The sequence below is a fragment of the Gemmatimonadota bacterium genome (assembly GCA_016720805.1).
GTDB lineage: Bacteria > Gemmatimonadota > Gemmatimonadetes > Gemmatimonadales > GWC2-71-9 > Palsa-1233.
Window position 1 is genome coordinate 62,877 of record JADKJZ010000005.1, and the last position, 22,414, is coordinate 85,290.

A 22,414-nucleotide genomic window follows, 5' to 3' on the forward strand; every position below is an offset into this window, starting at 1 on the left:
CCGGGGCGGCGGGGCGCACTGTACCTTTACGGCATCCCATGGCACAAGATCCTTTTATCGGGCGCACGATCGCCGGCTACACGCTGCAAAAGGCCGTCGGTGAGGGCGGGACCGCAGAAGTCTACTTCGCCGAACACCCCGAGCGGGGTCCCGTCGCGCTGAAGTTGCTGCGTCCCCGACTTGCCGCCGACCCGGTTGCGGTCAAGCGCTTCCTGCGCGAGGCCGAATTCGGCGCGCGCGTCGTCCATCCCAATGTGGTGCGCACCTTCGACTTCGGCGAAGCCGACGGCGTACAGTACCTCGCGCTGGAATGGGCCGCTGGCGAGCCTTTGGAGACGTTCATCGCGCGCTCGGGGCCGCTGGCGGCACCGGTCGCCGCGAACATCGTGGTGCAGCTCGGCGCCGCGCTGCAGGAAGCGCATCGGGTCGGGATCATCCATCGCGATCTCAAGCCGGCGAACATCATGTACGACCCGGCAACCCAGAAGGCACGGCTGCTCGATTTCGGCATCGCGCGCGACGCCGAATTGCCGGCCGAAGAGCGGCTCACGCGCGCGGGATTCTTCGTCGGCACGCTGCAGTACGTGGCCCCCGAAGCACTCAGCGGCGAGCTGGTGGGTGAGCAGGCCGACGTCTATTCGCTGGCCGTGATTGCTTACCAGCTTCTGACCGAATTGACGCCATTTCCGGGCAAGAACCCGCGCGAACTCTTCCAGCAGCTGCTGACCCAGGACCCGATCTCGCTCAACGAGGCGGTGAAGGGGCTCAAGTTCTCGTCGCGGCTCGAGGAAGTGGTGATGAAGGGACTCGCCCGCGACCTCGGCAAGCGCTGGAAGACGGTGACCGACTTCACCAATGCCTTCCAGGAGGCCGTGACGGCCCAACCGGAGAAGAAGGGCGGCTTCTTCTCGTCGCTCTTCAAGAAGTAACCAGGACCCTCCCCATGACTGCAGCAGCCCATGATGCGCTCGTCGCCTTGTTGCGCGAGCGCTCGGTGCGTTTCGGCGACTTCATCCTCGCCTCCGGCGCACGTTCCACCTACTACATCGATTGCCGGCTCACCACGATGAGCGCGCAGGGACAGGCGCTGATCGGCCCGATCGCGCTCGGCGCCATTCGCGCCGCGGGATGGGCGCCGGCCAGTGTCGGCGGGCTGACGATGGGCGCGGACCCGGTGAGCTACGCGATTGCCCGCGCCTCGATCGACCACGCGCCGATCGTCGATGCCTTCTCGGTGCGCAAGGCCGCCAAGGAACACGGCACCGCGCGCAAGGTCGAAGGCAACTTCTCCGCCGGTGATGCCGTGGTGGTCATCGAAGACGTGATCACCTCGGGCGGCTCCGCCCTCACCGCGATCGACTCCGTCCGCGAGGCCGGTGGCACGGTGATCGGGGTGCTGGCGGTCGTCGATCGCGAGGCCGGTGGCCGCGAGAAGATCGAGGCGACGGGGGTGCCGGTGATTGCGTTGGTGTCGGCGCGGGAGTTGGGATTGAACTGATGGATAATGGATGATGGATCATGGATGATGGATCACCGAGCGCGCGGGTTCCGTCATCTATCATCCATCATCCATCATCCCGTTTCCGTCATCCCCTTCCCGGCGCCAGCGGATGAAACCGCCGCCAGGTCTCGACATGCGGCTTCACCAGTCGGTCGAGGAATCGATCGAGCACGCTGCAGAACGGAAAGCGTGCGCGGAATTCGCTCGGCGTGATCCCCAGCACCACGCGCAGGTGCCGCCCGAACGATTGGGGTGACGCGTAGTCGAGTCGATACGCGACGTCCGCCACCGTCAGCTCCCCCTCATCAAACAACTTCGCCGCGTGACAGAGCCGCACGGCCACCAGGTGATCCTTGGGCGACGGCAAGCCGGCGCGTGCGAAGCGCGACACGAAGGTCGAGGGCGTGACCACCAGTCGGCGTGCGAGTTGCCGGACCGTCGTCGTCTCCGGCGCACTGCGGCAGAGTTCCTCCCAGAAGCGCTGGGACCCACCCGGGAGGGGGGCGAGGGTCGCGAGCACCGGCGTGAGGATCGTGTGGGCCCGCTCGGCCGGGGGCGCGCCGAGGACCTCGCGCAACCGTCGCCAGCCCGCCGGGTCGGTGGTGTCGACGACGCGGCGCACGCCGGTGGCGCCGAGGCGGAGGAGCGCCTCGCTCGAGCCGGCATGATGGGTCGAGAGGAGGGCCACGGTGGGGATCGCGGGGAAAGCACGGGCAAACTGCTCCAGCAGCGCCGGGGCTTCCCCGGCGCAGCGCCCGACCGATACCAGAATGGCATCGACGGGGCGCTCGCGGACCACCCGAATCGCGTCCCGGACCGATTCGCGGTGGACCAGCGAGAAGTAGCCGTTTCCGGCGGCATCCACCCGGGAGCGTTCCTGGGGTTCGAGGACGGCGGCGATCGTGGGGGTCGGTGGCATCGGAGCTCCTGGGTGAATGACACCCCCAGAGTGCTGGTCCCGGCTCAACCCCGGCTCAATGGGGAGTGGAACTGTCGGGTGACACAGAGGGTCCCAATGACGCGTAGGGGACCCGCCGACTAGCTTTCCGGTTCGGGTAGGACGCGATGATCGCGGTGTCGAGGCGACTCGGCATCGAGGAAAGTCCGAGCTCCAGAGGGCAGATCGCCAGGTAACGCCTGGGCGCCGTGAGGCGACGGACAGGGCAACAGAAAGCAAACCGCCGATGACCCCGAGAGCTTGCTCGACGGGCACAGGCAAGGGTGAAACGGTGGGGTAAGAGCCCACCGCTCCGCACGTAAGTGTCGGAGGCACGGTAACCCCCGGTCGGAGCAAGGCCAAATAGGCGGCGAGGTGCGGCCCGCACCGCTATAGCCGCGGGTAGGCTGCTCGAGGCGTTCGGTGACGAACGTCCCAGACAGATGATCATCCGGGCCGGGTCACACCGGCACGAACAAAACTCGGCTTACGGTCTTACCCGCCCCGCGCCGCCGCATGGTGGCGCGGGTTCCCACTGGATCCCGCACGGGATCCCTACTCAAGAGGTTCGGCATGCTGGTTGGTTTCCTGGCCCTCGCAACGCTCACCGGGACCGTCACGGGCCCGACAGCGCCGCAGCGCTACCGGATCGAAGTGAAGGCGCAGCAGGAAGTGGACATGTCGGCGATGGGTGGCGGCAAGCAGACCTCCGACCTCGGCGTGATCGGCTTCGTCTCCGTGACGATGAGCGACACCACCGGTGGCCAGCTCGCGCACATCGTGGTCGACTCGATCGTGATCCCCGCCGGCATCGAGCTGCCGCCGCAGCTGGGCGACGCGGCCGGGGGCGCCAAGGGTGTCTTCTTCCACGGCGTCATCATCAACGGCAAGGCGAAGGACGGCCTCAAGCCGTCGGCGCAGAACCCGCTCGTGGCGCTGCTTGCCGGCGGCGTCGAGAATCTCTTCCCGGGCCTCCGCCCTGCTGCAAAGGTCGGCGATACCTGGTCGGACACCGTCAAGACGGACAAGAGCACCGACGGCGTCAAGCAGAATTCCACCACGCTGCTCAACTGGACCGTCTCGACCGGGACGATGGCGTCGATGACCTTCGATGCCACCACCACCGGCACGATGATGAGCGAAGGACCGAGCCCGAACGGCAAGCAGACCATCAATGCCAAGATCAGCGGCACGCGGTCGCTCACCGGCCCGGCGATCGGTCCGATGACGAAGGGCACCATCAAGGCCATGCAGGACCTGCTCGTCTCCATCGAAGGGATGGCGGATTCCATTCCGGTCAGCGCCACGACCGAAGTGACGTTCACGATCATTCCCTGATCTCGGGAAGTGAGGAGTCGCCGTCGCCCCTCGCGGGCGGCGGCGACTTTGCATTTCCATCCCCCCGTGCCAACCTTCCCTGCGACCCTCACCGGACCCCTTCATGCTGATGACCTCCCAACGCGGGCTCACGATCGCCGCGCTCCTCGCCCTTGCGGGGTGCGGGAAGTCGCCGACACCGGTGACACGCCCCACGCCAAACACCAACGTTGCCTCCGCGAAGCCGGCCGCGGGCGCCATCGCCCTGTCGACGCTCTGGCAGAGTCGGGTGCTCCTCGAGCGTCGTGATTCGCTGATCCTCACCCTCCCCAATGGCGGCAAGCAGCTGCAGCGACTGGGGCGGAACGCCCTCTTCGCCCTGCGGATCGAGGGGAAGAACCTCACGGTCACGCTCGACTCCCTGCAGCTGATCCCCGCCTCCGCCGAAGCCTCCCGGGAAGCGGTCGGCACCACCTGGACCGGGTGGCTCGGCGCCTACGGCAAGCTCGAGAACTTCACCGCCTCACGGGGGGGCGTCCTCGTCGAGGAGTTGACCCAGACGGTCGCCAACCTCCTGCCCAGGCTCCCCCGCGGCGGTGCCCGCCCCGGCGACCGCTGGGCCGACACCAGCAAGAAAAACATCCGCGTCGAGATCTTCCGGACCGACGACCAGCGCACCGGACAGTGGCGAGTCGCCGCACCGATGGATCGTGAGGGCATCCGCGTCATCCCGGTCCAGGTCCGGGAGGCGTTCGAACAGATCGGCCGCGGTTCCTCGGCCGGGCGCAACATGACGATGACCGCACAGGGTAGTCGTAGTGCTCAGTACTACATGACATTGGACGGCCGGGTTGAGGTCGCCACGGTCGTCGATTCCGCCGCCAAGCTGATCACCATCCCCGGCAGCCAGCAGTCGATTCCCACAATGCAGTACAGCCGCACCCTGATCCGGTTCCGGCCGCTCGCCGCCAAGTCGCCGAATGAGTGAAGGGAAGAAACCGTCGGTCTGGCGGCGGATCTGGCAGGGGCTCGTCATCGCGGTCGGGTTGTTCATCTTCTGGCTCTTCGCCGTCTGGCCGCCGCCGCTCTGGTACCGGGTCACCTTCCCCCGGCAGACCGCCTTCCAGGCGATGCGCCGCCGCGAGAACCCCGAGGCCGCCCAAAAGCGACAGTATACCCCGGTGCGGATGTCGGCGATCGCCCCGGTGATGGCGCGCGCAGTCCTGGTGGCCGAGGACCACCGCTTCTACGAGCACGGCGGCGTCGACTACGTCGAGCTCCGGAAGGCGCTGGGCTACCGCCGGGACTCCTTCAACTTCACCGACGCCAAGGATCGCAAGGACCTCGCGCGGGCCATCGTGCGGAGCGACCTCGGCGATGCCCGCGGCGCGAGCACCCTCACCCAACAGCTCGCGAAGAACCTCTACCTCTCGCCGTCGCGCAATCCACTGCGCAAGGTGAAGGAAGTGGTCACCGCGTGGCGACTGGAACTCTGGCTCGGCAAGGACCGCATCCTCGAGCTCTACCTCAACACCGCCGAGCTGGGTGACGAGATCTGGGGCGTCGAAGCGGCGAGTCGCGCGTACTTCGGAAAGCCCGCTTCACGACTCACACGCGTCGAGGCCGCGACACTCGCCGGCACCCTCCCTGCCCCGACCACGTCGAATCCAAGAGAACGACCGGGGCGGATGCTGTGGAAGCGGGATTGGATTTTGGGGCATATGTAGACGGCGAACGGCGAGCAGCGAACGGCGATGTTGGTAAGACGTAAAACGTGAGAGGTGAAACGGAGCCCAGGTTGGCAACCGTTTCACCTCTTACCTTTCACGTCCCACGCGCTCGGCTGTTCGCCGTTCGCCGTTCGCTGCTATCTCGTGCAGCTCGCGCTCTTGTCCTGCTTGTCGGCCGGCAGCAACTGCAGGCGCTCCGGGCGATTGGCGACGGTCCGCGCGATCTCGGCGACGAAGCGGCCGACGCGCGCGCCGTGCTCGTAGTCGATGTACTGCGGCTCGTCGGTCGGCATGTGGTAGTCCACCGCGTAGCCGAGCGAGAAGTAGGTGACCGGGATCTGCTTGTTGAAATAGCTCACCTGGTCGGAGCGGCAGAAGCGGTTCAACGCGTTGGTGCGATCCCACGAGTAGTCGATCACCATCGGCTCGGCGCGCACGGCATTGAGCGAGTCGATCACGTCGCCGAAGTTGTCGGAGAGCCGGCGCGAGCCGAGCATCTGCACCGAGGCGGGACCGCCGTAGCGGACGTCGGTGACGCGACCCTTGCCGAGCATGTCCATGTTGTGCGCGGCGACGATCTTGTCGAGCGGGATCGTCGGATGGTCGACGAACCACTTCGAGCCCACCAGCCCCTTCTCCTCGCCGATGTGGAAGTTGAAGATCATCGAGCGGGCCGGCGCCGGTTCCGTCGCGAAGCGCTCGGCGATCTCCAACAACACCACGGTGCCTGAGCCGTCGTCGTCGGCGCCGTTGTTCACGGTGTCGGGACGGGCGGGGCGGACCGCGCGCGCCTTGGCGATCAGCGCGTTGATCTGGGCCCACTGTTCGGCGGTCACCGTCGCGACGCGATCATTGGCGCCCTGCGGCCGCATGACGCGGTTGTAGGCGCGGAGCGAATCGTGCTCCGGCGGATTGCCGTTGACCATCCCGATGTGGTCGGTGTGCGCGCCGATCAGGACATACTCATCCTTGAGCTTCGGATCGGAACCCGGCAGCATCGCGATCACGTTGCGGCCCGGCGTCTTCGACATCGTCCACTCGCTGACCCACTTGCCGCTGACACTCTTCCCGACGGTGCCGACCTTCAACTGCGCGAGCGGCCCGCCAAGGAGCCCCTCGGCGGCAGCCATCGAGATGTTGGCCGCGGGGACGCCGGCGATGTCGCCCGGGTTGGCGGGCTTGAGCGCGATCCGCAGCGTAAAGGCGTTGATCCGCTGCGCCTCAGGCATGGCATCGAGTCCGGCCACCAGGACGCCGATGGCGCCGGCCTTCTGGGCACGCTGGTCACGCACGGTGGGGACACCACCGCGGCCACCGCCAGCGGCGGGAGCCGCCGGCGGGGCCGGCGAGAAGACGACGATCTTGCCCGCGACCGCAGCGGCATCGAGTGCCGTGGTGTCGCCCCAGCGGCCGCCGAAGACGGTGGCCGTCGCGCCGGCATTCATCCGGTTGCTGATGCCGTTCACCGCCGATGGCGTCATCGGCACCCACTCGATGATCGGCGTCAGCTTGCGGCCATCGGCGATCAGCTCGCTGATCTTGACGTCGTAACCGGTCGGCCCGAAGGGAACATCCTGGAAGAACGTCCCATTCTCGCCTGCCGGCTTGAGCCCGAGGCGGGTCATTTCCTTCGCGATGTACGCGGTGGTCTTGTAGCTGCCGAGGGTGCCCGCCTCGCGACCCATCATCGAGTCATCGGCGATCTGGTACAGCCGGGTGCGGAGGTCGTTGGCGTCGATGGCTGGCGTGGTCGGACGCGGCGCCCAGGTGCGGGGCCCTTCGTCGGGCCAGACGGTCTTGGCCGCGCCGGCCTTGGCCTTGGGAGCGCTCGTTCCTGGGTTCTTGACCTGCGCCGTCAGCGGCAGGGCGAGGACGGCCAGCAGGGCAACGGGGAGAATTCGCTTCATCAGGACTCCAGAGCAGTGGCAGCAAGTCGAAATGGGAACCGTGGTCTCGAGGGTGGTTCGCTCTTCCGTACGAGCGGAGCCTTCCCGGAGTTCTCGATTCCCGTTTCTCGTTTAGGTCGTGCGGGTCCAATCAGTCGATCAGTCGCAGCGGCATCACCAGTGTGAGGTAGGCGGCCGGGTCGTCCCAGCCCACCGGCTCGACCGTCGCGGCCCGTTCCGGCGCCTTGAAGGTGAGACGAACTTCCTCGGTCGGCATGTACTTCAGCACTTCGAGGAGGTAGTTGGCGTTGAAGCCGATATCGAGCGGTTCGCCCTCGTAGGAGACGGTGATCTCCTCCTGCGCCTCGCCGAGGTCCGGGGTGGTCACCGAGAGGCGGCAGGAGCCGTCGCCGAAGGACATCCGGATCCGGTGGGTCTGGTCGGAGGCGACGATGCTCATGCGGCGCAGCGCGGCGATCAGGGTGGCCTTCTCCACGGTCGCGAACTTGTCGTTCTCGCGCGGGATGACCTGCTCGTAATTCGGGTACGGCCCCTCGATCAGTCGGGTGAAGACCTGGGTGGTCGCCGACTTGAAGCCGAGGTGGTTGTCGGAGCGGCCGATCTCGATCTCGTCGTCCGCCCCGAAGAGCTTCCGGAACTGCTCGAGCGCCTTCGGCGGCACGATCAACTCGGCCGGCTGCGCCGTGCCACCCTGGAGCGGCACTTCCATCTTCGCGAGCCGGTGACCGTTCGTGGCCACCATCCGCATCCGGTCGGCCGTGAGCTGCCACAGGACGCCGTTGAGGATCGGGCGGCTCTCCTCGGTCGAGGCAGCGAACGCGACGTGTGCCACGAGCTTCTGGAGGTCACGGGCGGTGGTCCGCGAGGCGCCATCGAAGGTCACCTGCGGGAACGCCGGGAATTCTTCGCGCGGCAATCCGAGCAGCTTGAACTTCGACCGGCCGCATTCGATCGTGACCCGCTGTTCACCCTGGGTCGTGAAGCGGATGCCGGCACTCGGCAGTTCGCGCACCAACTCCTGGAGCTTCCGCGCTGGCAGCGTGATCGCCCCTTCCTGGTCGACCGACGCCGGCACGGTGGTGCTCACGGCGATGTCGAGGTCGGTGCCGGAGAGCCGAAGCCCGTCCTTCGTGGCTTCGAGCAGGATGTTGGCGAGCACGGGGAGCGTCGTCTTGGACGGCACGGCAGCGCTGACGGCGCTGACGCCTTCGGAGAGCTGTTCCCGCGTGATGGTGAACTTCATCGGCGATCCCCAGGGTTGCCAAGAACTACTGCTGTTTTCAAGATATATATGATAGTAGTAGTAGTAGAGGGGGCTGAAATGTGTATCAAACCCCTAACTGCTTCCGGTACACGGTACTGCACAGTTTGTCCCTGTTTACGCCGCGTGGACGAGCGGGGATAGTCGAACGAGTTCCCCACGATCTCCCACACTTCCCCACGTTCTGTCGGGGACGCCGCAAACATTGTGGTCAGACTGTCAACAACTCCTGCCGGGCCGAGTCGACGCGGGCGCGGAAGTCGCGATCGCGGCCGAGTTGCGTCTGCACCTTGTCCACCGAATGGATCACGGTGGAGTGGTCGCGGCCGCCAAACGCCTGGCCGATCTCGACCAGCTGCATCTGCAACAGCTCGCGGGCGAGGAACATCGCGATCTGCCGCGGCACGGTCAGCGTCTTGATGCGCGCCTTGGAGCGCAGCCCCTCGGGCGTCACGCCCCAACGCCGCGCCACGACCTCCTGGACCTTCTCGATCGTCGGCAGCGTCTTCTGGCGTGCCTCGGCGTCGTCGCCCGGCCGCATCTTGTCGCTGAGCGCCTCGCGGGCCAGCTCGATCGAGATCTCCTTGTGCCGCAGCGAGGCGTAGAGGAGGAGCTTGATGATGCACCCCTCCAGCTCGCGCACGTTCGACCGGACATTCTCGGCGATGAAGCGGAGGACGTCGTCGGGGATCGTCGTCTCGAGGTGGTCCTGCTCCTGCTTCTTGCGCAGGATCGCGATGCGGTGCTCGAGGTCGGGTTGCTTGACGTCGGCGACCATGCCCCACTCGAAGCGCGACACCAGCCGCGCCTCGAGCCCGGGGATCTCCTTCGGCAACCGGTCCGAGGTCAGCACGATCTGCTTGCCGGCCTCGTAGAGCGCATTGAAGGTGTGGAAGAACTCTTCCTGGGTCGCTTCCTTCCCTTCGAGGAAGTGCACGTCGTCGACGATGAAGAGATCGACGTCGCTGCGATAGCGGCGGCGCAGGTCGGCCATCGACCGACCGTGGATCCCCTCGATCACTTCGTTGATGAACTGCTCGGCGCTGATGTAGAGCACCCGCGTCGCCGGCGCGCGCGACAACACTTCATGGGCAATGGCCTGCATGAGGTGGGTCTTGCCGAGGCCGGTCGAGCCGTAGATGAAGAAGGGGTTGTACTGCTTCCCCGGGGCTTCGGCGACGGCATGGGCGGCGGCGGCGGCCAGTTCGTTCGACTTGCCGATGACGAAGTGACCGAAGGTGTAGCGGTCGTTCAGCGGCTGGGCGCTCGGATTCACCGGCGTGACCGGGGTCGCGGGCGCCTCGGGCGCCGCGGTCGGGACGAAGAGGTCCATCTGGGGCCGCTTCTGACGCTCGGCGGCGACCTGGAACACCACGGCGACCGGCTCCCCGGCGGCGGCGCTCGCCACCTGCACCAGCGTCGGCGCGTACTTCTCCTCGTTCCAGCGCTTGGCGAGGTCGTCGGGGGTGCTGACCAGCAGCGTGCCGCCTTCAAACGAAATTGCCTCGTTCGAGGCCAACCAGGTCTGGATCATGCCCTCCGGAATGACGGGCTTGGCGCCGTCGAGGACTCGCTTCCAGAGGTCTTTGGCGGACAGCGGCATCAGGCTCTATGACGGGAGACAGGGTCAGGCGGCGTTGCTAGGGAGGCCGATTCTAGGTCCCGAATGTGGAAAAGTCAAACCCCTTGAATTCCTGGGGCCCGAGGGCTACGTTGCTCGGCTACTTTGGAAGGAGAGTTCTACCATGATGCCAACGTACAAGCCCCGCAACAAGCGTCGCGTGGCCAAGCACGGGTTCCGGAACCGGATGGAAGACCGTTGGGGTCGCGCCGTCCTGTCCCGCCGCCGCAAGAAGGGTCGGAAGGCCTTGACGGTTTCCATCGGCTCGAAGCACGCCCGCGTCTGACCGACGACGAGCGCTTTCCGCGCTCGCGTCGGTTGGTCCGCAGTGACGAGGTCCGCCGGGTCTTCCGGAGTGGACAGCGGAGCCGCCACCCCTCGGTGGACATTCATTGGAAGGCCGGCGAATCGGGCCATCCGCGTCTCGGACTCGTTACCCCGAAGTTCCGACAGACCGCGGTGGCCCGCAATCGTATTCGGCGGTGGCTGAAGGAGCTGTGGCGACGCGAGCTTCAGTCTTCCCTCCCCGCCCTGGACGTCGTGATCCGGGCGCGTCCGGAGGTGTATGCCACCAGCTATGCCGCCCTCCGGCTGGAACTGCTGGCCTGGTGCGCCGAGCGGGCCGAGTGACCACCCCCCCGCCGGTCCCTGAAACGCCCGAGGCACCGACCCCGTCAGGTCCAGCCCGTGCCCTTGCCCTCCTTATTCGCGGCTATCAGCGCTTCATTTCACCGGCTCTCCCCCCGGCGTGTCGATTCGCGCCGAGCTGTTCCCAGTACGCCCTGGAGGCGGTGCGCCGCCACGGGGCCCTGGCTGGGGGGTGGCTGGCCATCAAACGGGTCGCCCGCTGCCATCCCTGGCATCCGGGTGGTTATGACCCGGTTCCCTGACCTGTGAGCTGCTCGTGAACGATCGTAGGCCGTTGATCGCGATCGCGTTGATTCTGGTAATCGCCGTTACGCCGATGTTCCTGAAGCGCCCTGCCCCGCTGCCAGGGGCCGCCGATTCGTCGGTCGTCGCCAAGGCAGGTGGGCCCGCCCCGCTCGCGGGGGCGACCGATTCGCCTTCGACGATGCAGGCGGCCCCGGCCGGCGACAGCGCCGCGTCGGTCGTGCGCGTCCCCGAGCGCGTCGTCTCGGTGCGGTCGCCGCTCTATCGCTACGGCATCTCGACGCGCGGCGGGCAGTTCGTCTCGTCACGCTTCCAGTCGTACACCACCATGTACCCGAGCGACACGCTTGCCTCGGGCAAGCGCGACACACTCGAGCTGCTGCGCGCCGACGCGCCCCTGCTGACCGGCAAGCTGGTCGTCTCGGGCGACACGGTGCATCTCGACCGGATCGACTTCACCGCGAGCGCCGATTCGTTGGTGGCGGTCGACGCGCCAGCGACGCTGACGCTCAACGGGCAGTCCGGGCGCTATGCGATCGCGCTGCGCTACGAGTTCGCGCCGGATGACTATCGCGTCCGGGTGAGCGGCACCGTCACCGGCCTCGCCGGCACCGGCGCTACCCTGCTCCTCGGCCTTGCCGACGGCTTCCGCGAGACGGAAGACGACACGGTCGCCAATCATCGCGAGAGCGGCGTCGTCACCAAGCTCGACAAGACCACGCTCACCCGCTTCTCGTCGCTGGAAGTGGGCGAGTCGCGCGTCCTCAACGGCCCGTTCGAGTGGGTCGCCGTCAAGTCGAAGTACTTCGTCGCCGGCCTCTTCGCGTATGACAGCACCGCCGTCGGTGGCGCGCGCGGCCTGATCGGCGCGGTGCGGGCGCACGCCCGGCAGACCAACATCAAGACGCCAACGCGCGCGGAAGTCGTGGCGTCGGTCGTGGTGCCGCCCAGCGGACAGTTCGGCTGGTCGCTCTTCCTCGGCCCGATGGAATACGACCACCTCACCCGCGCAGGGCACGATTTCGACGACGTGAATCCCTACGGCTGGCCGGGTTTCCGCACCGTGATCCGCCCGTTCGCCGTCGGGATCCGCAGCTTCTTCGTCTGGCTGCACTCGTCGACCGGCCTGAGCTACGGCTGGGTGATCGTCATCTTCGGCATCCTGGTGCGCCTGCTGCTCTGGCCGCTCAACCAGAAGGCGATGCGCTCGATGGTCGCCATGCAGGCGATCCAGCCGCAGCTCACCGCGCTGCAGACGCGCTACAAGGAAGACCCGCAGCGGCAGCAGGCGGAGATGTTCAAGCTGTACAAGGAGAACAAGGTCAATCCATTCGGCGGCTGCTGGCCGATGCTGTTGCCCTACCCCTTGCTCCTGGCCGTCTTCTTCGTGCTCGCGAACACGATCGAATTGCGCGGTGTCCCCTTCCTCTGGATGACGGACCTCTCGCGCTTCGACCCGCTCTACATCATCCCGGTGATCATGGCCGTGTCGATGTTCGCCGTCTCCAAGATCGGCCAGATGGGGATGCCGCCGAATCCGCAGGCGAAGATGATGATGTATATGATGCCGGTGATGATGCTGGTGCTCTTCTCGCGCTTCGCGGCCGGGTTGAACCTGTACTACACCATCCAGAACATCGTCTCGCTGCCGCAGCAATGGATGATCATGAAGGAGCGGAAGAAGTTGGTGCCGAAGGCGGCGCCGGCGGTTGAGGTGAAGACGAAGGGAAGTCGTTAGTCGTTGGTCGTTAGTCGTTAGTTGTTAGAGGTGAGAGGTGAGACGTCGCCCGCGTGGGCAGGCGTCTCACCTCTTACCTTTCACCCGACACCCCTAATGACCAACGACTAACGACTAACGACCCTCACCGATGCCCAACGGCTCCACAATCGTTGCAGTCGCCACCGCCCCAGGCCTCGGCGCCATCGCCGTCGTGCGCCTGGCGGGTCCGGAGGCGTTCCCGGTGGCGCAGCAGCTCGCGCCGGCGCTGGAGGGTGGCCGTCCTCGTGAGGCGCAGCTGGTGGCGCTAGTCGGGTCGGACGGCGAGGCGATCGATCAGGCCCTGGTGACCTGCTTCCCGGCGCCGCACTCCTTCACCGGTGACGACACGGTGGAGTTCTCGGTGCATGGTGGCGCCCTGGTGCCGGGGTTGGTCGTCGCGGCGATCGTGGCGGCCGGGGCGCGGCCGGCGGACCCGGGAGAATTCACCCGGCGGGCGGTGCTCAACGGCAAACTCGACCTGTTGCAGGCCGAGGCCGTCGGCGACCTCATCTCGGCGACCGCCCCGGGGCAGGCAAGGGTGGCGCTGCGGCAGCTCGATGGCGCACTCTCGAGGCGGATTGCCGCCCTTCGTGAGGAGATGCTCCAGACCCAGGCCCTGCTGGCCTACGCGGTCGACTTTCCCGAAGAGGACGACGGACCGGTCGCCCCCGAGCGGCCGGTGGCGGCCGTACGCGGACTCATCGCGCAGCTCGAGGGGCTGCTGGCGACCGCGGCCGATGGTGAGCGGGTGCGGCAAGGCGCCCTCGTGGTCCTGGCCGGACCACCCAACGCCGGCAAGTCGACCCTCTTCAATGCCCTCCTCGGCAGCGAGCGTGCCTTGGTCACCGAGATCCCCGGCACCACCCGCGACGCGATCGAGGCCGATACCACGGTCGGGGGCTGGCCCGTGCGCCTGGTTGATACCGCGGGCCTCCGCGATAGCCACGACCGGCTTGAGGCGATGGGCGTCGAAGTGTCGTTGCGCTACCTAGCGGCTGCGGATATCGTGCTTTACTGCAATGAGTTAGCAGAAGACACCAAAAGAAGTGAATATTCATTTAGTCATTCTTGCGAAGTGGTGCCGCTGGTAACAAAGTCAGACCGTAGTGTTGGTGTACTACGGGGTACTACTAACTACACCTTTGTCTCCTCCCACACTGGCGATGGCATCGCCGACCTCCGACGCCTCCTCGCCGAGCGCCTCTTCGGTGCCGTGGGGCGCTCCGCCGATGATGGCGGCCTCCTCACCAGGGCTCGGCATCGAGCCGCCATCGAGACCGGGCTGGTGGCGCTGCGGCTCGCCCACGCAGAGCTCGGGGCAGGGGAGGTTGTGCTGGGGGCGCACCAGCTGCAAGAGGCGGTGGCTGCGCTGGATGGATTGATTGGGGTGGTGGATCGGGAGGAGGTGTTCGATCGGGTGTTTACGGGGTTCTGCATCGGCAAGTAGGGGCGACGCATGCGTCGCCCTTACACATGGCGCGATCGGCGCGGAGGGAGGGCGCATGCGTCGCCCTTACACATGGCGCGATCGGCGCGGAGGGAGGGCGCATGCGTCGCCCTGCCAGCCCGCGCGCCAGGCTACACGAGCGCCCGCCGCTTCAGTAGCTCGTATTGCTCCACCACCATTCGCGCCGCGTTGTCGGGTAGCACATCGAGCACCAGGACGCCGTGGGCCCGCATCTCGGCCAACGCCCCCTCGCGCGCCTCCAGCAATTCTTCGGCAGCGGCGCGTTCATACGCCTCCTCCACCTGCAGCGGCCGCCGGGTCGCGATCCGTTCGAGCGCGGTGTCGCGGAGCGTGACCGCCAGAGGCAGGTGGCGCGGGCGGAGTGCGCCCGCCTGGGCCACGACGGCATCACTCGCGGTGCGGTCGACGACGTCGGTGAAGAGCACCGTGAGCCCGCGCTTGCGGTGGCGCGCGGCGAGGTAGGCAAACGCCGCCGGGTAGTCGGGCTCGACCATCCGCCCCTCGATCGTGGCCAGCGCGTCGAGCACTTGCCGCAGGGCGCGCCGGCCGCGGGCCGGCGGGATGAAGCGCATCACCTGGTCGGCAAAGACAAAGAGCCCGATGTTGTCGTCGTGCAGGACCGCGCTGTGCGCCAGCTCCAGCGCGGCGTCGATCGCCGCCTCGAGCCGAGGACGCCCCTCGCTCTCGGCGGTCAGCAGCCGGCCGGCATCGATCATCATCAACACCTGCTGCCGACGTTCATCCTCGTAGCGCCGCACCATCAACTTGCCGCGGCGTGCCGTCGCCTTCCAGTCGATCGAGCGCGTTTCCTCGCCCGGCACCCACTCGTGCAGGCTCTCGAAGACGCGCCCCTCGCCCAACCGGCGCACGGTGCGTTGCCCCGCTTCGCGCCGGCGTTGCGCTTGCGTCGGCAGCGCGCGGATCGCGGCATGGCGCAGGTTGGGATACACCGTCACGCTCCACGGGAGCAGGCGAGTGGCTTGCCGCCACGCCAGCCCCCAGCGGCCGAGGCCGCGGAGATGCACCAGTCCCGCGGTGGCCTTGCCCCGCCGAGCGGGGGTGAAGGCCAGTTCCTCATGTGCGGTGCCAGTTGCCGGCAGCAGCAACATGCGCGTCCGGTCGCCGGGCCAGTCGAGCGGGGCAGGGAGTTCCTCGCGCACCAGCAACTGCACCGGACGTGAGCGGGGGTTGTTCCACGCGTAGTGCACCGGCAGGGTCCGGCCCACGGAGAATGCCGGCGGCGCGTCGCGGGTGACTGGCCATTCCTCGAGCGGCAGTGAGGCCGCGTCGCGGGCGTCGAGGAGGAAGGCCAGCACCCAGAGCAGGTCGAGCGTCAGCCACACCACACCGGCCGCCGGCCACCAGATGGCCAGCGGGGCGACGGCGGCGAGTGCCGCGGCGACCAGGAACCAGCGACGCGAGGGGAGGATCACCCGCGCGGCGCCTCAATGCGCTGGATCAGCGTCGACAAGGCATCGTCCGCCGAGACCCCTTCGAGTTCGAGTTCTGGCGCGACGACGACCCGGTGCCGCAACACGGCCGGCGCGAGCCGCTTCACGTCGTCGGGGGTGACGTACTCGCGTCCATCGACGAGCGCGGCCGCCTGCGCCACCTTGAGCAACGCGACACTTGCCCGCGGCGACGCGCCGAGGGTGAGCGCCGGTGCATTGCGGGTCGCTCGCACCAGTGCCGTGATGTACTCGACCAGCGGCAACTCGACCCGTACGCGCCGCACCGCCGCCCGCAGCGTGGCCAACCCCGTCGCGTCGAGCACCTGCTGGATGCCGAACGTCGCCACCGAGGAGGAGTCGAAGCCCCCGAGCACCCGATGCAGGACACCGCTTTCGACATCGGCCTCGGGGTAGCCGAGCGTGCTCTTGATCAGGAAGCGATCGAGTTCCGCCTCGGGGAGCGGATAGGTCCCCTCGAATTCGATCGGATTCTGGGTGGCGAAGACGGTGAACGAGGCGCTCATCGGGTGACTGGTGCCGTCCACGGTGACGCTGCGCTCGCCCATTGCCTCGAGCAGTGCCGCCTGCGTCTTGGCCGGCGCGCGATTGATCTCGTCGGCGAGCACCAGGTCGGCGAACAATGGCCCGGCGCGAAAGGTGAAGTCACCGCTCGCGTTGAGGATGCTCACCCCGGTGATGTCGGAGGGCATCAGGTCGGCGGTGAACTGGATCCGGCGAAACGCCAGGCCGAGCGCCTCGTTGAACGCGCGGACCAGAAGGGTCTTGGCGGTGCCCGGGGGCCCTTCGAGCAGGACGTGTCCGGCAGCGAGGAGCGCATGGAGCGACTCGCGAACGACCACCTCCTGGCCCAGCACGACGCGTTGAATTTCGGTGAGCACGCGGCTCGCGGTCTCGGCGTGTGCGACAGCCTCATCGGCTGTCAGGTGCGAATGCTCTGCCACAACTCCTCCGCGGCGTTCGCCGCTTGCAAGACGCTCGACGCCGGTTGCCCGGGTGTCGTCAGGTGGATCAGGGTGTCGAGCGCGCGGCGGCCTTCGGCCGTCGTGGTGTTGCCATCCTGCTCGACCAGCCAGCGACGCCAATCGCCACGAGACCGCAGCGCCGTTGGCGTCAAGCGACGACGCAGTCCGCGCACGATGGCGCCAATGGCCTCGTCGTGGCCCTTCGCCGCCGAGAGGGCGGTGGCCAGGGCGCGCAGATGCTCGATCGGATTGCGCCGCCGCCGGTCGATGCGGGCACCGATCTGTCCGAAGCGGAAGGCGCCGAACAGCAGCATCAGGACGCCGACGCCCGCGAGTTGCCAGGCGGCCCATCCCCAGGGGGAGCGCCAGCTCCAGTCGACGACGGCATCGCTGAGTGATCCGCTCGCGCCGAAACCATGATGGTACTCCTCGAAGACCACCTGATCGTATCGGCCAGCCACCAGGCCGAGGACGAAGGGGCCCGCGCCGTTGTCGTGCCGACGTACGACGCGATTGCGGAAGAGCGCGACATCGGCCACGAGGAGGATGCTGCCCGACGAATCGGCGGGTTCCAGGCGCACGGCGACCACGCCTCGTGCGGTGGTGAGCAGTGGCGTGACGCGCGCGTAGCGCGGCACGGTGCAGCGCGTCGCTCCGGTATCGAAGACGCGACTGGAATCGGCAGCGATCCCTTCGCCGGTGGGCTGCAGGACGGCATGGACGCTCATCGGCGCTTCGCGCACCGCGAGTGAATCGAAGAGGTGGGGTTCGACTCGATACCCGTAGCAGCGCATCAACGAACTCGTCGCGGTTCCGGCCAGGAGCACGTCGCCGGTGCGCCGGAAGCGGTCGATGGCGGCCCGATCCGGACCGCTGAGTGGCGCCGACGGATTCAGCAGCGCGAGCAAGGTGCGTTGGCCGCTCTCGGGATCTGCCAGGCGCGTGGTCCGGTCGCGCTGCCGGCGCACCGATATCCCCAGGCCGCGAGTGGCCTCGAGGATGCCCGACGTCCCGCCCGGTCCGGTGACCAGTGTCGAGGCGCGCTCATCCTCGGCGATCCGCTTGTCGCTGCCGGCAAGCACTCCCGCGATGGTGACGAACACCGCGGCGGTGGTGAGGACCAGCAGCAGTTCAGTGCGCGGGCGCATAGCGCTCCGGCGCGGCGCGACGGCGCCATTCGGCATAGTCGGCCGCGTCACACCCGGCACCGCCGAAGACGATGCGGTAGAGCTGGCGGACCAGGTCGCGGAATTCCTCGCGCGCTTCGCCGCGGAGCGCGGGTTCACCGAGGTATTCAGCTGGTGTCTTGCTGGGGTGGAAGTGCATCGCGCCCCAGCCATCGAGTGTCAGGACCAGTGCGAGAAAATCGGCCTGGACCGCTTCACGATAGCGCCCCGCGCCGGCGAGACGATCGGCCTCGGTTCGGAACCAGGCGGCATCACGTCGTTCTGCCGCGCTCGGCAGGATCGCGGCGACGGCCGGCGGCGCGCGCAGTGTCTGCCACACCAGCCAGCCGATGTGCACCAGGACGGCGACCAGGATCATCACCAGAATGCCAACCACGACCAGATAGAGCGCGGGGCTGTTCGATTCGAGGTGCCTGATCCAGTCCATCACTTCGGCGAAGCGCAGCCGCACGGCGGCAAGGGGATCCGTCGGCTCGGTCCACCGATACGTTGGCGCGGCGAAGACCGAGTCGAGGAGGGTGCGGAGCGAATCACCGGGGGCCGTCGTCACGTCGCGGGGACGTCCGAGGCCATGAGTTCGAGGTCGAAGCCTTCCTTGCGCACCCGGATGTCGTAGTAGAGCACGACCGTCGCGACATAGACGAAGGGATAGACGAAGATGCTCAGGATCGAGGTGGCGACCATCATCAGAACGCCAGGCTCCGTGCTCCCCGCGCGGATCGCCAGGATGGCACCGATCATGATGGTCGGGACGACCAGCAGGAGCGAGGTGATGCCGATCACCGCGAGAATCTTCCGGCGGAAGCCCTTGCTGAGATCCCAGGAGCGCTGCAAGGCGTCGATACCCGGCTTGTCTTCGAGGACCACGACCACCGAGCTCAGCATGAGTCCGGACATCGCGATGATCCCGGGGATGATGAGCAACACGAGCCCGGTCACGATCAGCATCGCACTGCCGATGGACGACACCAGCAGTCGACCAATGAAGCCGAAGGCGTCGCGGATGGCGTCCACGGCGCGGACCGTGCCGCCGAGGTAGGCCTCCGACACCACCGAGGTGGTGGCGGCGATGCCGATGGTCGAGAGCACAAACGAGAGCAGCAGGTGGGTCAGGCCCAACGGGACGTTGGCCAGCAACCCCCCGGAGCGCTCCACGTAGATCCCCAGGGAGTCAGGGAGCACCCGGGTGATGGCCGCAATGGTGACCAGCGGGACGAAGTGCGCGCGGTATACCCCGAAGGAGACGTCGAGCACTTCACCAGCAGAGAGCGGACGCAACACCGGTGCGCTCATCGAGAAACACTCCTGGAGGAGGGGAGTTGGTCGGGGAAGTTTCGACGCCGTAGATTACCGGGAATTCGCCGTTCCGGCACCCCCCACCGCCAATCGGATTCATGGCCGACACTCCGGCACCGACCTATCGGCAGCATTTCGAGCTCGAAACACCTGAGCACGTCGTCCTCGACTACGAGCTCGCCGGGGTCGGCAGCCGCGCGCTCGCCGCCCTCGTCGACATGCTGCTGGTGTCCATCCTGTCGGTGGTGGTGACGGTCTCACTGCTCTTCTGGGGAAACTTCTCCGGTTGGATCAGCGCGCTGCAGGTCCTGCTGCTCTACTCGTTGATCTGGCTCTACTTTGCGCTCTTCGAAGGCTTGCGGCGCGGCCAGACGCCGGGGAAGCGCATGGTCGGGATTCGCACCATCCGCGACAGCGGGCATGGGTTGACCTTCGCCGACGCCGCGACCCGCCACCTGCTGACACCGATCGACATGGTCGGCATGATCGGGTTGGTCCTGATCGCCGTGCACCCGCGGGCCAAGCGACTCGGCGACCTGGTCGCCGGGACGGTCGTGGTGCGCGATCAACCCGTCGAGGTGGCCCGGCCGGCCGAGCCGATGGACATCGCGGTCGATGCGGAGGAGGATGGCTCGCCGGAACTGGCCGACGACGAGTTTGCCCTGATCCGCGAATTCATCGGGCGCGCGCCATCGCTGCCGCGTCCGGTGCGGAATCGGTTCGCCACGCAGTTCGCGGCGCGCTTTGCCGGCCGCTTTCCGGAGCGTCCGGGCGACGAATTCCAGTTCCTGCAGACGTTGTTCATCCGCGAACGTGGTCGTCGGCGCGGCAAGTTCGGCGCGCGGAGCGGCGGCGGCCGACGCGCCGTGTCGGAGCGACTGCTGGCGCGGAAGGGTGCCCGCTGGGACGCCTTCGATCAGTTGGCCGGACGCGTCGCGCGCGGCGGCCTCGATGTCTTGAGCGCCGAGGAGTTGCCGGACTTCGCCGCGCGCTACCGGGAGGTCGCCGCCGACCTCGCGCGGGTCCGTACCTATGGCGCCGACCCCGTCGTGTCGGCGCGGCTCGAGCGACTGGTCGCGGCCGGGCACAACGCGCTCTATCGTGCGGAGCGGCGGAGTTGGCGCCGACTGTCGCGCTTTCTGGTCGTCGAGGCGCCGGCGGCGGTGGTGGCGTCGTGGCGCACGGTGCTGCTCGCGGCCGCACTCTTCATCGTGCCAGGGATCGGCGGCTACGCGCTGCTGCGCGAACAACCCGGCCTCGCCCCGTCTCTCATCCCCGACGTGATGCTCGAGCGCGCCGAGGCCGGGAAGAGCCGCGGCCCCGCGGGGAGCGGGTACGTCGAGGTGTCGGCCGACAAGCGGCCGGTGATGGCCACGTCGATCATCGCCAACAACGTGCGCGTCGCGGTCGCCTGCTTTGCCTCCGGTGTGGTGTTCGGCGTCGGATCGCTGATTCTGCTGGCCCTGAACGGGCTGCAACTCGGTGCCGCCAGCGGACACTTCGCGAACCTCGGCGTACTGGGGTACCTCTGGAGTTTCGTGGTCGGGCACGGTGTGCTGGAGCTCTTCGCAATCTGGGTGGCGGGCGCCGCCGGCTTCCTGCTCGGCCGGGCGGTGATCGTCCCCGGCGACTACAGCCGTCGTGATGCGCTGGTGTTGGCCTCGCGGCGCGCGTTGCCGATGGTCGCCGCCGCGGTGGTGCTCCTGATCGTCGCCGGGCTGATCGAGGGATTGATCTCGGCGAGCACGGCGACCCTCCGCACGCGGCTGCTGGTGAGCGGTGGATCGGCGCTCGTTCTGGCGACCTATCTGCTGTTCGGCGCGATGGCACGGCGCCGCAGCAGTGACGCTCTCGACGTCTCACGTTGACGATCGCTGCTCTCCGCCATTTCCCGTTCACCCTGTCCCCCTGAGGGTTTCATGATGGCATTGCGTCAGCACAGCGCACCGAACCGGTTGTGGAGTCTGCGCGCCATCGTCGGGCTCGTCCTGCTAACGGCATGCGGCAAGAACCCTGAACGGCCGCGCGTCGATCAGGCGGCGTGGCAGGTCGATTCCGTCCCCCTCCTCGACATCGGCTCGGCACCCGATGACACCACGGAGTGGATTGGTGTGGCGGAAGGGGTGACGATGGTCGGCGACAGTGAGATCGTCGTGGCCGATCGAGGCTTTGCATCGTTGCGATACTTCGACCGGACTGGCGCCTTCAAACGGGCCGCAGGGCGTGCGGGCAGCGGGCCGGGTGAATTCGACTATATCGCACGGCTGTTTCACTGCGGCGATTCGTTGGTCGTTCAGGATATCGGCAGCCGCCAGTTCATGGTGTTCGGAGAATCCGGTGCCTTCGCCCGAGCGTACCGCCCACAGGGGCCGGCCGGCGCTCGCTTCGACTCACCGTACCGGCTGGCCTGCGGTCCGAGTGGAGCGTTCATCGACATCGGCTGGAACAACGACCCGCAGGTGAAGGCGCCAACTCGCGTCCGCGGCACGGCCCCCCTCTGGCTCGCCGACGCAGCCGGTGCTCCTGCGGTGGTCCTTGGGGAATTCCCGGCGTCAGAGCGTCTGGCGACCCCAGGGGGTTCCGGTCCGCACGCGCTCGGCAAGGAGCCGGTGCTCGCCCTTGGTCGCGATCGGGCCTATTACGGCGCCGCCGATTCCTTTCTGGTGAACGTCTTCGACCTGCAGGGCAAGCCGCTGCCGTCGATCCAGAAGCCATCGGTGCCGCTGGGGACAACCGAGGCGGACCGCGCGAGGTACCGACTGCTCGACACCCTGGGGAAGAAGGACGTGGCCCGACGGCTCCACCAGTGGGAGCAGTTCACTTTCCCGCCGACGGTGCCGGCGTATACCGCCTTCCTGGTCGACCGCGAGGACAATTTGTGGGTGCGGATGTTTCCGCGGTCCGAGGAGAACCGGGTGCGCTGGGTGATCTTCTCGCCACGCGGGGCCGAGATCGGCAGCCTCGATCTTCCGGATGTACTCGAGGTCCACGACATCGGTGCCGATTATGTGCTTGGCATCGAGACTCGGCAGGAGGATGGTGGGCAGCAGGTGCGAATGTACCGGCTCCATCGGGCGTCATCCGGCCGGTGATCCCTGCATCCTG

Annotated in this window: 20 protein-coding genes and 1 other RNA gene; 13 read left to right on the top strand and 8 right to left on the bottom strand. The window is 67.5% G+C overall.

Features of this window, described 5'->3' with window-relative positions; all coding sequences use genetic code 11:
- The first annotated feature begins 38 nt into the window (after positions 1-38).
- Together IPP98_06385 and pyrE are read left to right on the top strand one after the other, a co-directional pair.
- Positions 39-929, top strand: a complete 891-nt coding sequence (locus tag IPP98_06385) for a serine/threonine protein kinase (GenBank protein MBL0178742.1) — start codon at positions 39-41, stop codon at positions 927-929.
- Between the two features lie 14 nt (positions 930-943).
- Positions 944-1,498 (top strand): orotate phosphoribosyltransferase, encoded by a 555-nt coding sequence (gene pyrE, locus IPP98_06390; protein MBL0178743.1) that lies wholly within the window; start codon positions 944-946, stop codon positions 1,496-1,498.
- A gap of 88 nt (positions 1,499-1,586) precedes the next feature.
- Here the strand turns inward: pyrE and IPP98_06395 are convergent, their stop codons facing one another.
- A complete protein-coding gene (locus IPP98_06395; protein MBL0178744.1) occupies positions 1,587-2,420 on the bottom strand; it encodes a helix-turn-helix transcriptional regulator in 834 nt (277 codons plus the stop codon).
- A 133-nt stretch (positions 2,421-2,553) separates the two neighbouring features.
- Between IPP98_06395 and rnpB the strand changes: the two genes are divergently transcribed.
- The 4 genes from rnpB to IPP98_06415 all read left to right on the top strand — a co-directional run bounded on the left by rnpB (position 2,554) and on the right by IPP98_06415 (position 5,482).
- Positions 2,554-2,944: RNase P RNA component class A (gene rnpB, locus IPP98_06400), an RNA gene on the top strand.
- Positions 2,945-3,011: 67 nt separating this feature from the next.
- Positions 3,012-3,776 (top strand): hypothetical protein, encoded by a 765-nt coding sequence (locus IPP98_06405; protein ID MBL0178745.1) that lies wholly within the window; start codon positions 3,012-3,014, stop codon positions 3,774-3,776.
- Positions 3,777-3,885: 109 nt separating this feature from the next.
- Complete coding sequence (locus tag IPP98_06410) at positions 3,886-4,743, top strand: hypothetical protein (protein MBL0178746.1); 858 nt, start codon at positions 3,886-3,888, stop codon at positions 4,741-4,743.
- Positions 4,736-5,482, top strand: coding sequence for a transglycosylase domain-containing protein (locus IPP98_06415; GenBank protein ID MBL0178747.1), 747 nt, complete (start codon positions 4,736-4,738; stop codon positions 5,480-5,482). Before IPP98_06410 ends, IPP98_06415 begins: the two co-directional genes overlap by 8 nt.
- A gap of 140 nt (positions 5,483-5,622) precedes the next feature.
- Here IPP98_06415 and IPP98_06420 read toward each other — a convergent pair whose 3' ends face one another.
- The 3 genes from IPP98_06420 to dnaA all read right to left on the bottom strand — a co-directional run bounded on the left by IPP98_06420 (position 5,623) and on the right by dnaA (position 10,256).
- Positions 5,623-7,392 (bottom strand): M28 family peptidase, encoded by a 1,770-nt coding sequence (locus IPP98_06420; GenBank protein ID MBL0178748.1) that lies wholly within the window; start codon positions 7,390-7,392, stop codon positions 5,623-5,625.
- A 130-nt stretch (positions 7,393-7,522) separates the two neighbouring features.
- Positions 7,523-8,635, bottom strand: coding sequence for a DNA polymerase III subunit beta (gene dnaN, locus IPP98_06425; protein MBL0178749.1), 1,113 nt, complete (start codon positions 8,633-8,635; stop codon positions 7,523-7,525).
- Between the two features lie 229 nt (positions 8,636-8,864).
- A complete protein-coding gene (gene dnaA / locus IPP98_06430) occupies positions 8,865-10,256 on the bottom strand; it encodes a chromosomal replication initiator protein DnaA (protein ID MBL0178750.1) in 1,392 nt (463 codons plus the stop codon).
- 142 nt (positions 10,257-10,398) lie between these two features.
- Here dnaA and rpmH point away from each other — a divergent pair, with 142 nt between their 5' ends.
- From rpmH to mnmE, 5 genes are all read left to right on the top strand, one after another.
- The gene (gene rpmH / locus IPP98_06435) at positions 10,399-10,560 is read left to right on the top strand and encodes a 50S ribosomal protein L34 (GenBank protein MBL0178751.1); all 162 of its coding nucleotides are present in this window, start codon (positions 10,399-10,401) and stop codon (positions 10,558-10,560) included.
- A 32-nt stretch (positions 10,561-10,592) separates the two neighbouring features.
- Entirely contained in the window at positions 10,593-10,904 is a 312-nt protein-coding gene (gene rnpA, locus IPP98_06440) for a ribonuclease P protein component (GenBank protein MBL0178752.1), read from the top strand.
- On the top strand, positions 10,901-11,164 hold the full coding sequence (gene yidD, locus IPP98_06445; GenBank protein ID MBL0178753.1) for a membrane protein insertion efficiency factor YidD: 264 nt from the start codon (positions 10,901-10,903) through the stop codon (positions 11,162-11,164). Before rnpA ends, yidD begins: the two co-directional genes overlap by 4 nt.
- Before the next feature lie 14 nt (positions 11,165-11,178).
- Entirely contained in the window at positions 11,179-12,903 is a 1,725-nt protein-coding gene (yidC, locus tag IPP98_06450) for a membrane protein insertase YidC (protein MBL0178754.1), read from the top strand.
- 130 nt (positions 12,904-13,033) lie between these two features.
- On the top strand, positions 13,034-14,371 hold the full coding sequence (gene mnmE, locus IPP98_06455; GenBank protein ID MBL0178755.1) for a tRNA uridine-5-carboxymethylaminomethyl(34) synthesis GTPase MnmE: 1,338 nt from the start codon (positions 13,034-13,036) through the stop codon (positions 14,369-14,371).
- 131 nt (positions 14,372-14,502) lie between these two features.
- Here the strand turns inward: mnmE and IPP98_06460 are convergent, their stop codons facing one another.
- The 4 genes from IPP98_06460 to IPP98_06475 all read right to left on the bottom strand — a co-directional run bounded on the left by IPP98_06460 (position 14,503) and on the right by IPP98_06475 (position 19,306).
- Entirely contained in the window at positions 14,503-15,825 is a 1,323-nt protein-coding gene (locus tag IPP98_06460; GenBank protein MBL0178756.1) for a DUF58 domain-containing protein, read from the bottom strand.
- The gene (locus IPP98_06465) at positions 15,822-17,177 is read right to left on the bottom strand and encodes a MoxR family ATPase (GenBank protein MBL0178757.1); all 1,356 of its coding nucleotides are present in this window, start codon (positions 17,175-17,177) and stop codon (positions 15,822-15,824) included. Before IPP98_06465 ends, IPP98_06460 begins: the two co-directional genes overlap by 4 nt.
- Before the next feature lie 780 nt (positions 17,178-17,957).
- Positions 17,958-18,563 carry a DUF4129 domain-containing protein gene (locus tag IPP98_06470; protein MBL0178758.1) on the bottom strand — a complete coding sequence of 202 codons (606 nt, stop codon included), beginning with the start codon at positions 18,561-18,563 and terminating at the stop codon, positions 17,958-17,960.
- Entirely contained in the window at positions 18,560-19,306 is a 747-nt protein-coding gene (locus tag IPP98_06475) for a hypothetical protein (protein MBL0178759.1), read from the bottom strand. Before IPP98_06475 ends, IPP98_06470 begins: the two co-directional genes overlap by 4 nt.
- 101 nt (positions 19,307-19,407) lie before the next feature.
- On the opposite strand from IPP98_06475, the gene IPP98_06480 reads away from it, so the two are divergent.
- A complete protein-coding gene (locus IPP98_06480; GenBank protein MBL0178760.1) occupies positions 19,408-21,177 on the top strand; it encodes a stage II sporulation protein M in 1,770 nt (589 codons plus the stop codon).
- Between the two features lie 51 nt (positions 21,178-21,228).
- Positions 21,229-22,401 carry a hypothetical protein gene (locus IPP98_06485; protein MBL0178761.1) on the top strand — a complete coding sequence of 391 codons (1,173 nt, stop codon included), beginning with the start codon at positions 21,229-21,231 and terminating at the stop codon, positions 22,399-22,401.
- The last annotated feature ends 13 nt before the right edge of the window (positions 22,402-22,414 follow it).

Coding starts and splice junctions, on each gene's coding strand:
- IPP98_06385 (MBL0178742.1), top strand. CDS start 39: ATGGCACAAGATCCTTTTATCGGGCGCACGATCGCCGGCTACACGCTG.
- pyrE (MBL0178743.1), top strand. CDS start 944: ATGACTGCAGCAGCCCATGATGCGCTCGTCGCCTTGTTGCGCGAGCGC.
- IPP98_06395 (MBL0178744.1), bottom strand. CDS start 2,420: ATGCCACCGACCCCCACGATCGCCGCCGTCCTCGAACCCCAGGAACGC.
- IPP98_06405 (MBL0178745.1), top strand. CDS start 3,012: ATGCTGGTTGGTTTCCTGGCCCTCGCAACGCTCACCGGGACCGTCACG.
- IPP98_06410 (MBL0178746.1), top strand. CDS start 3,886: ATGACCTCCCAACGCGGGCTCACGATCGCCGCGCTCCTCGCCCTTGCG.
- IPP98_06415 (MBL0178747.1), top strand. CDS start 4,736: ATGAGTGAAGGGAAGAAACCGTCGGTCTGGCGGCGGATCTGGCAGGGG.
- IPP98_06420 (MBL0178748.1), bottom strand. CDS start 7,392: ATGAAGCGAATTCTCCCCGTTGCCCTGCTGGCCGTCCTCGCCCTGCCG.
- dnaN (MBL0178749.1), bottom strand. CDS start 8,635: ATGAAGTTCACCATCACGCGGGAACAGCTCTCCGAAGGCGTCAGCGCC.
- dnaA (MBL0178750.1), bottom strand. CDS start 10,256: ATGCCGCTGTCCGCCAAAGACCTCTGGAAGCGAGTCCTCGACGGCGCC.
- rpmH (MBL0178751.1), top strand. CDS start 10,399: ATGATGCCAACGTACAAGCCCCGCAACAAGCGTCGCGTGGCCAAGCAC.
- mnmE (MBL0178755.1), top strand. CDS start 13,034: ATGCCCAACGGCTCCACAATCGTTGCAGTCGCCACCGCCCCAGGCCTC.
- IPP98_06465 (MBL0178757.1), bottom strand. CDS start 17,177: ATGGGCCGCCTGGCAACTCGCGGGCGTCGGCGTCCTGATGCTGCTGTT.
- IPP98_06475 (MBL0178759.1), bottom strand. CDS start 19,306: ATGAGCGCACCGGTGTTGCGTCCGCTCTCTGCTGGTGAAGTGCTCGAC.
- IPP98_06480 (MBL0178760.1), top strand. CDS start 19,408: ATGGCCGACACTCCGGCACCGACCTATCGGCAGCATTTCGAGCTCGAA.
- IPP98_06485 (MBL0178761.1), top strand. CDS start 21,229: ATGATGGCATTGCGTCAGCACAGCGCACCGAACCGGTTGTGGAGTCTG.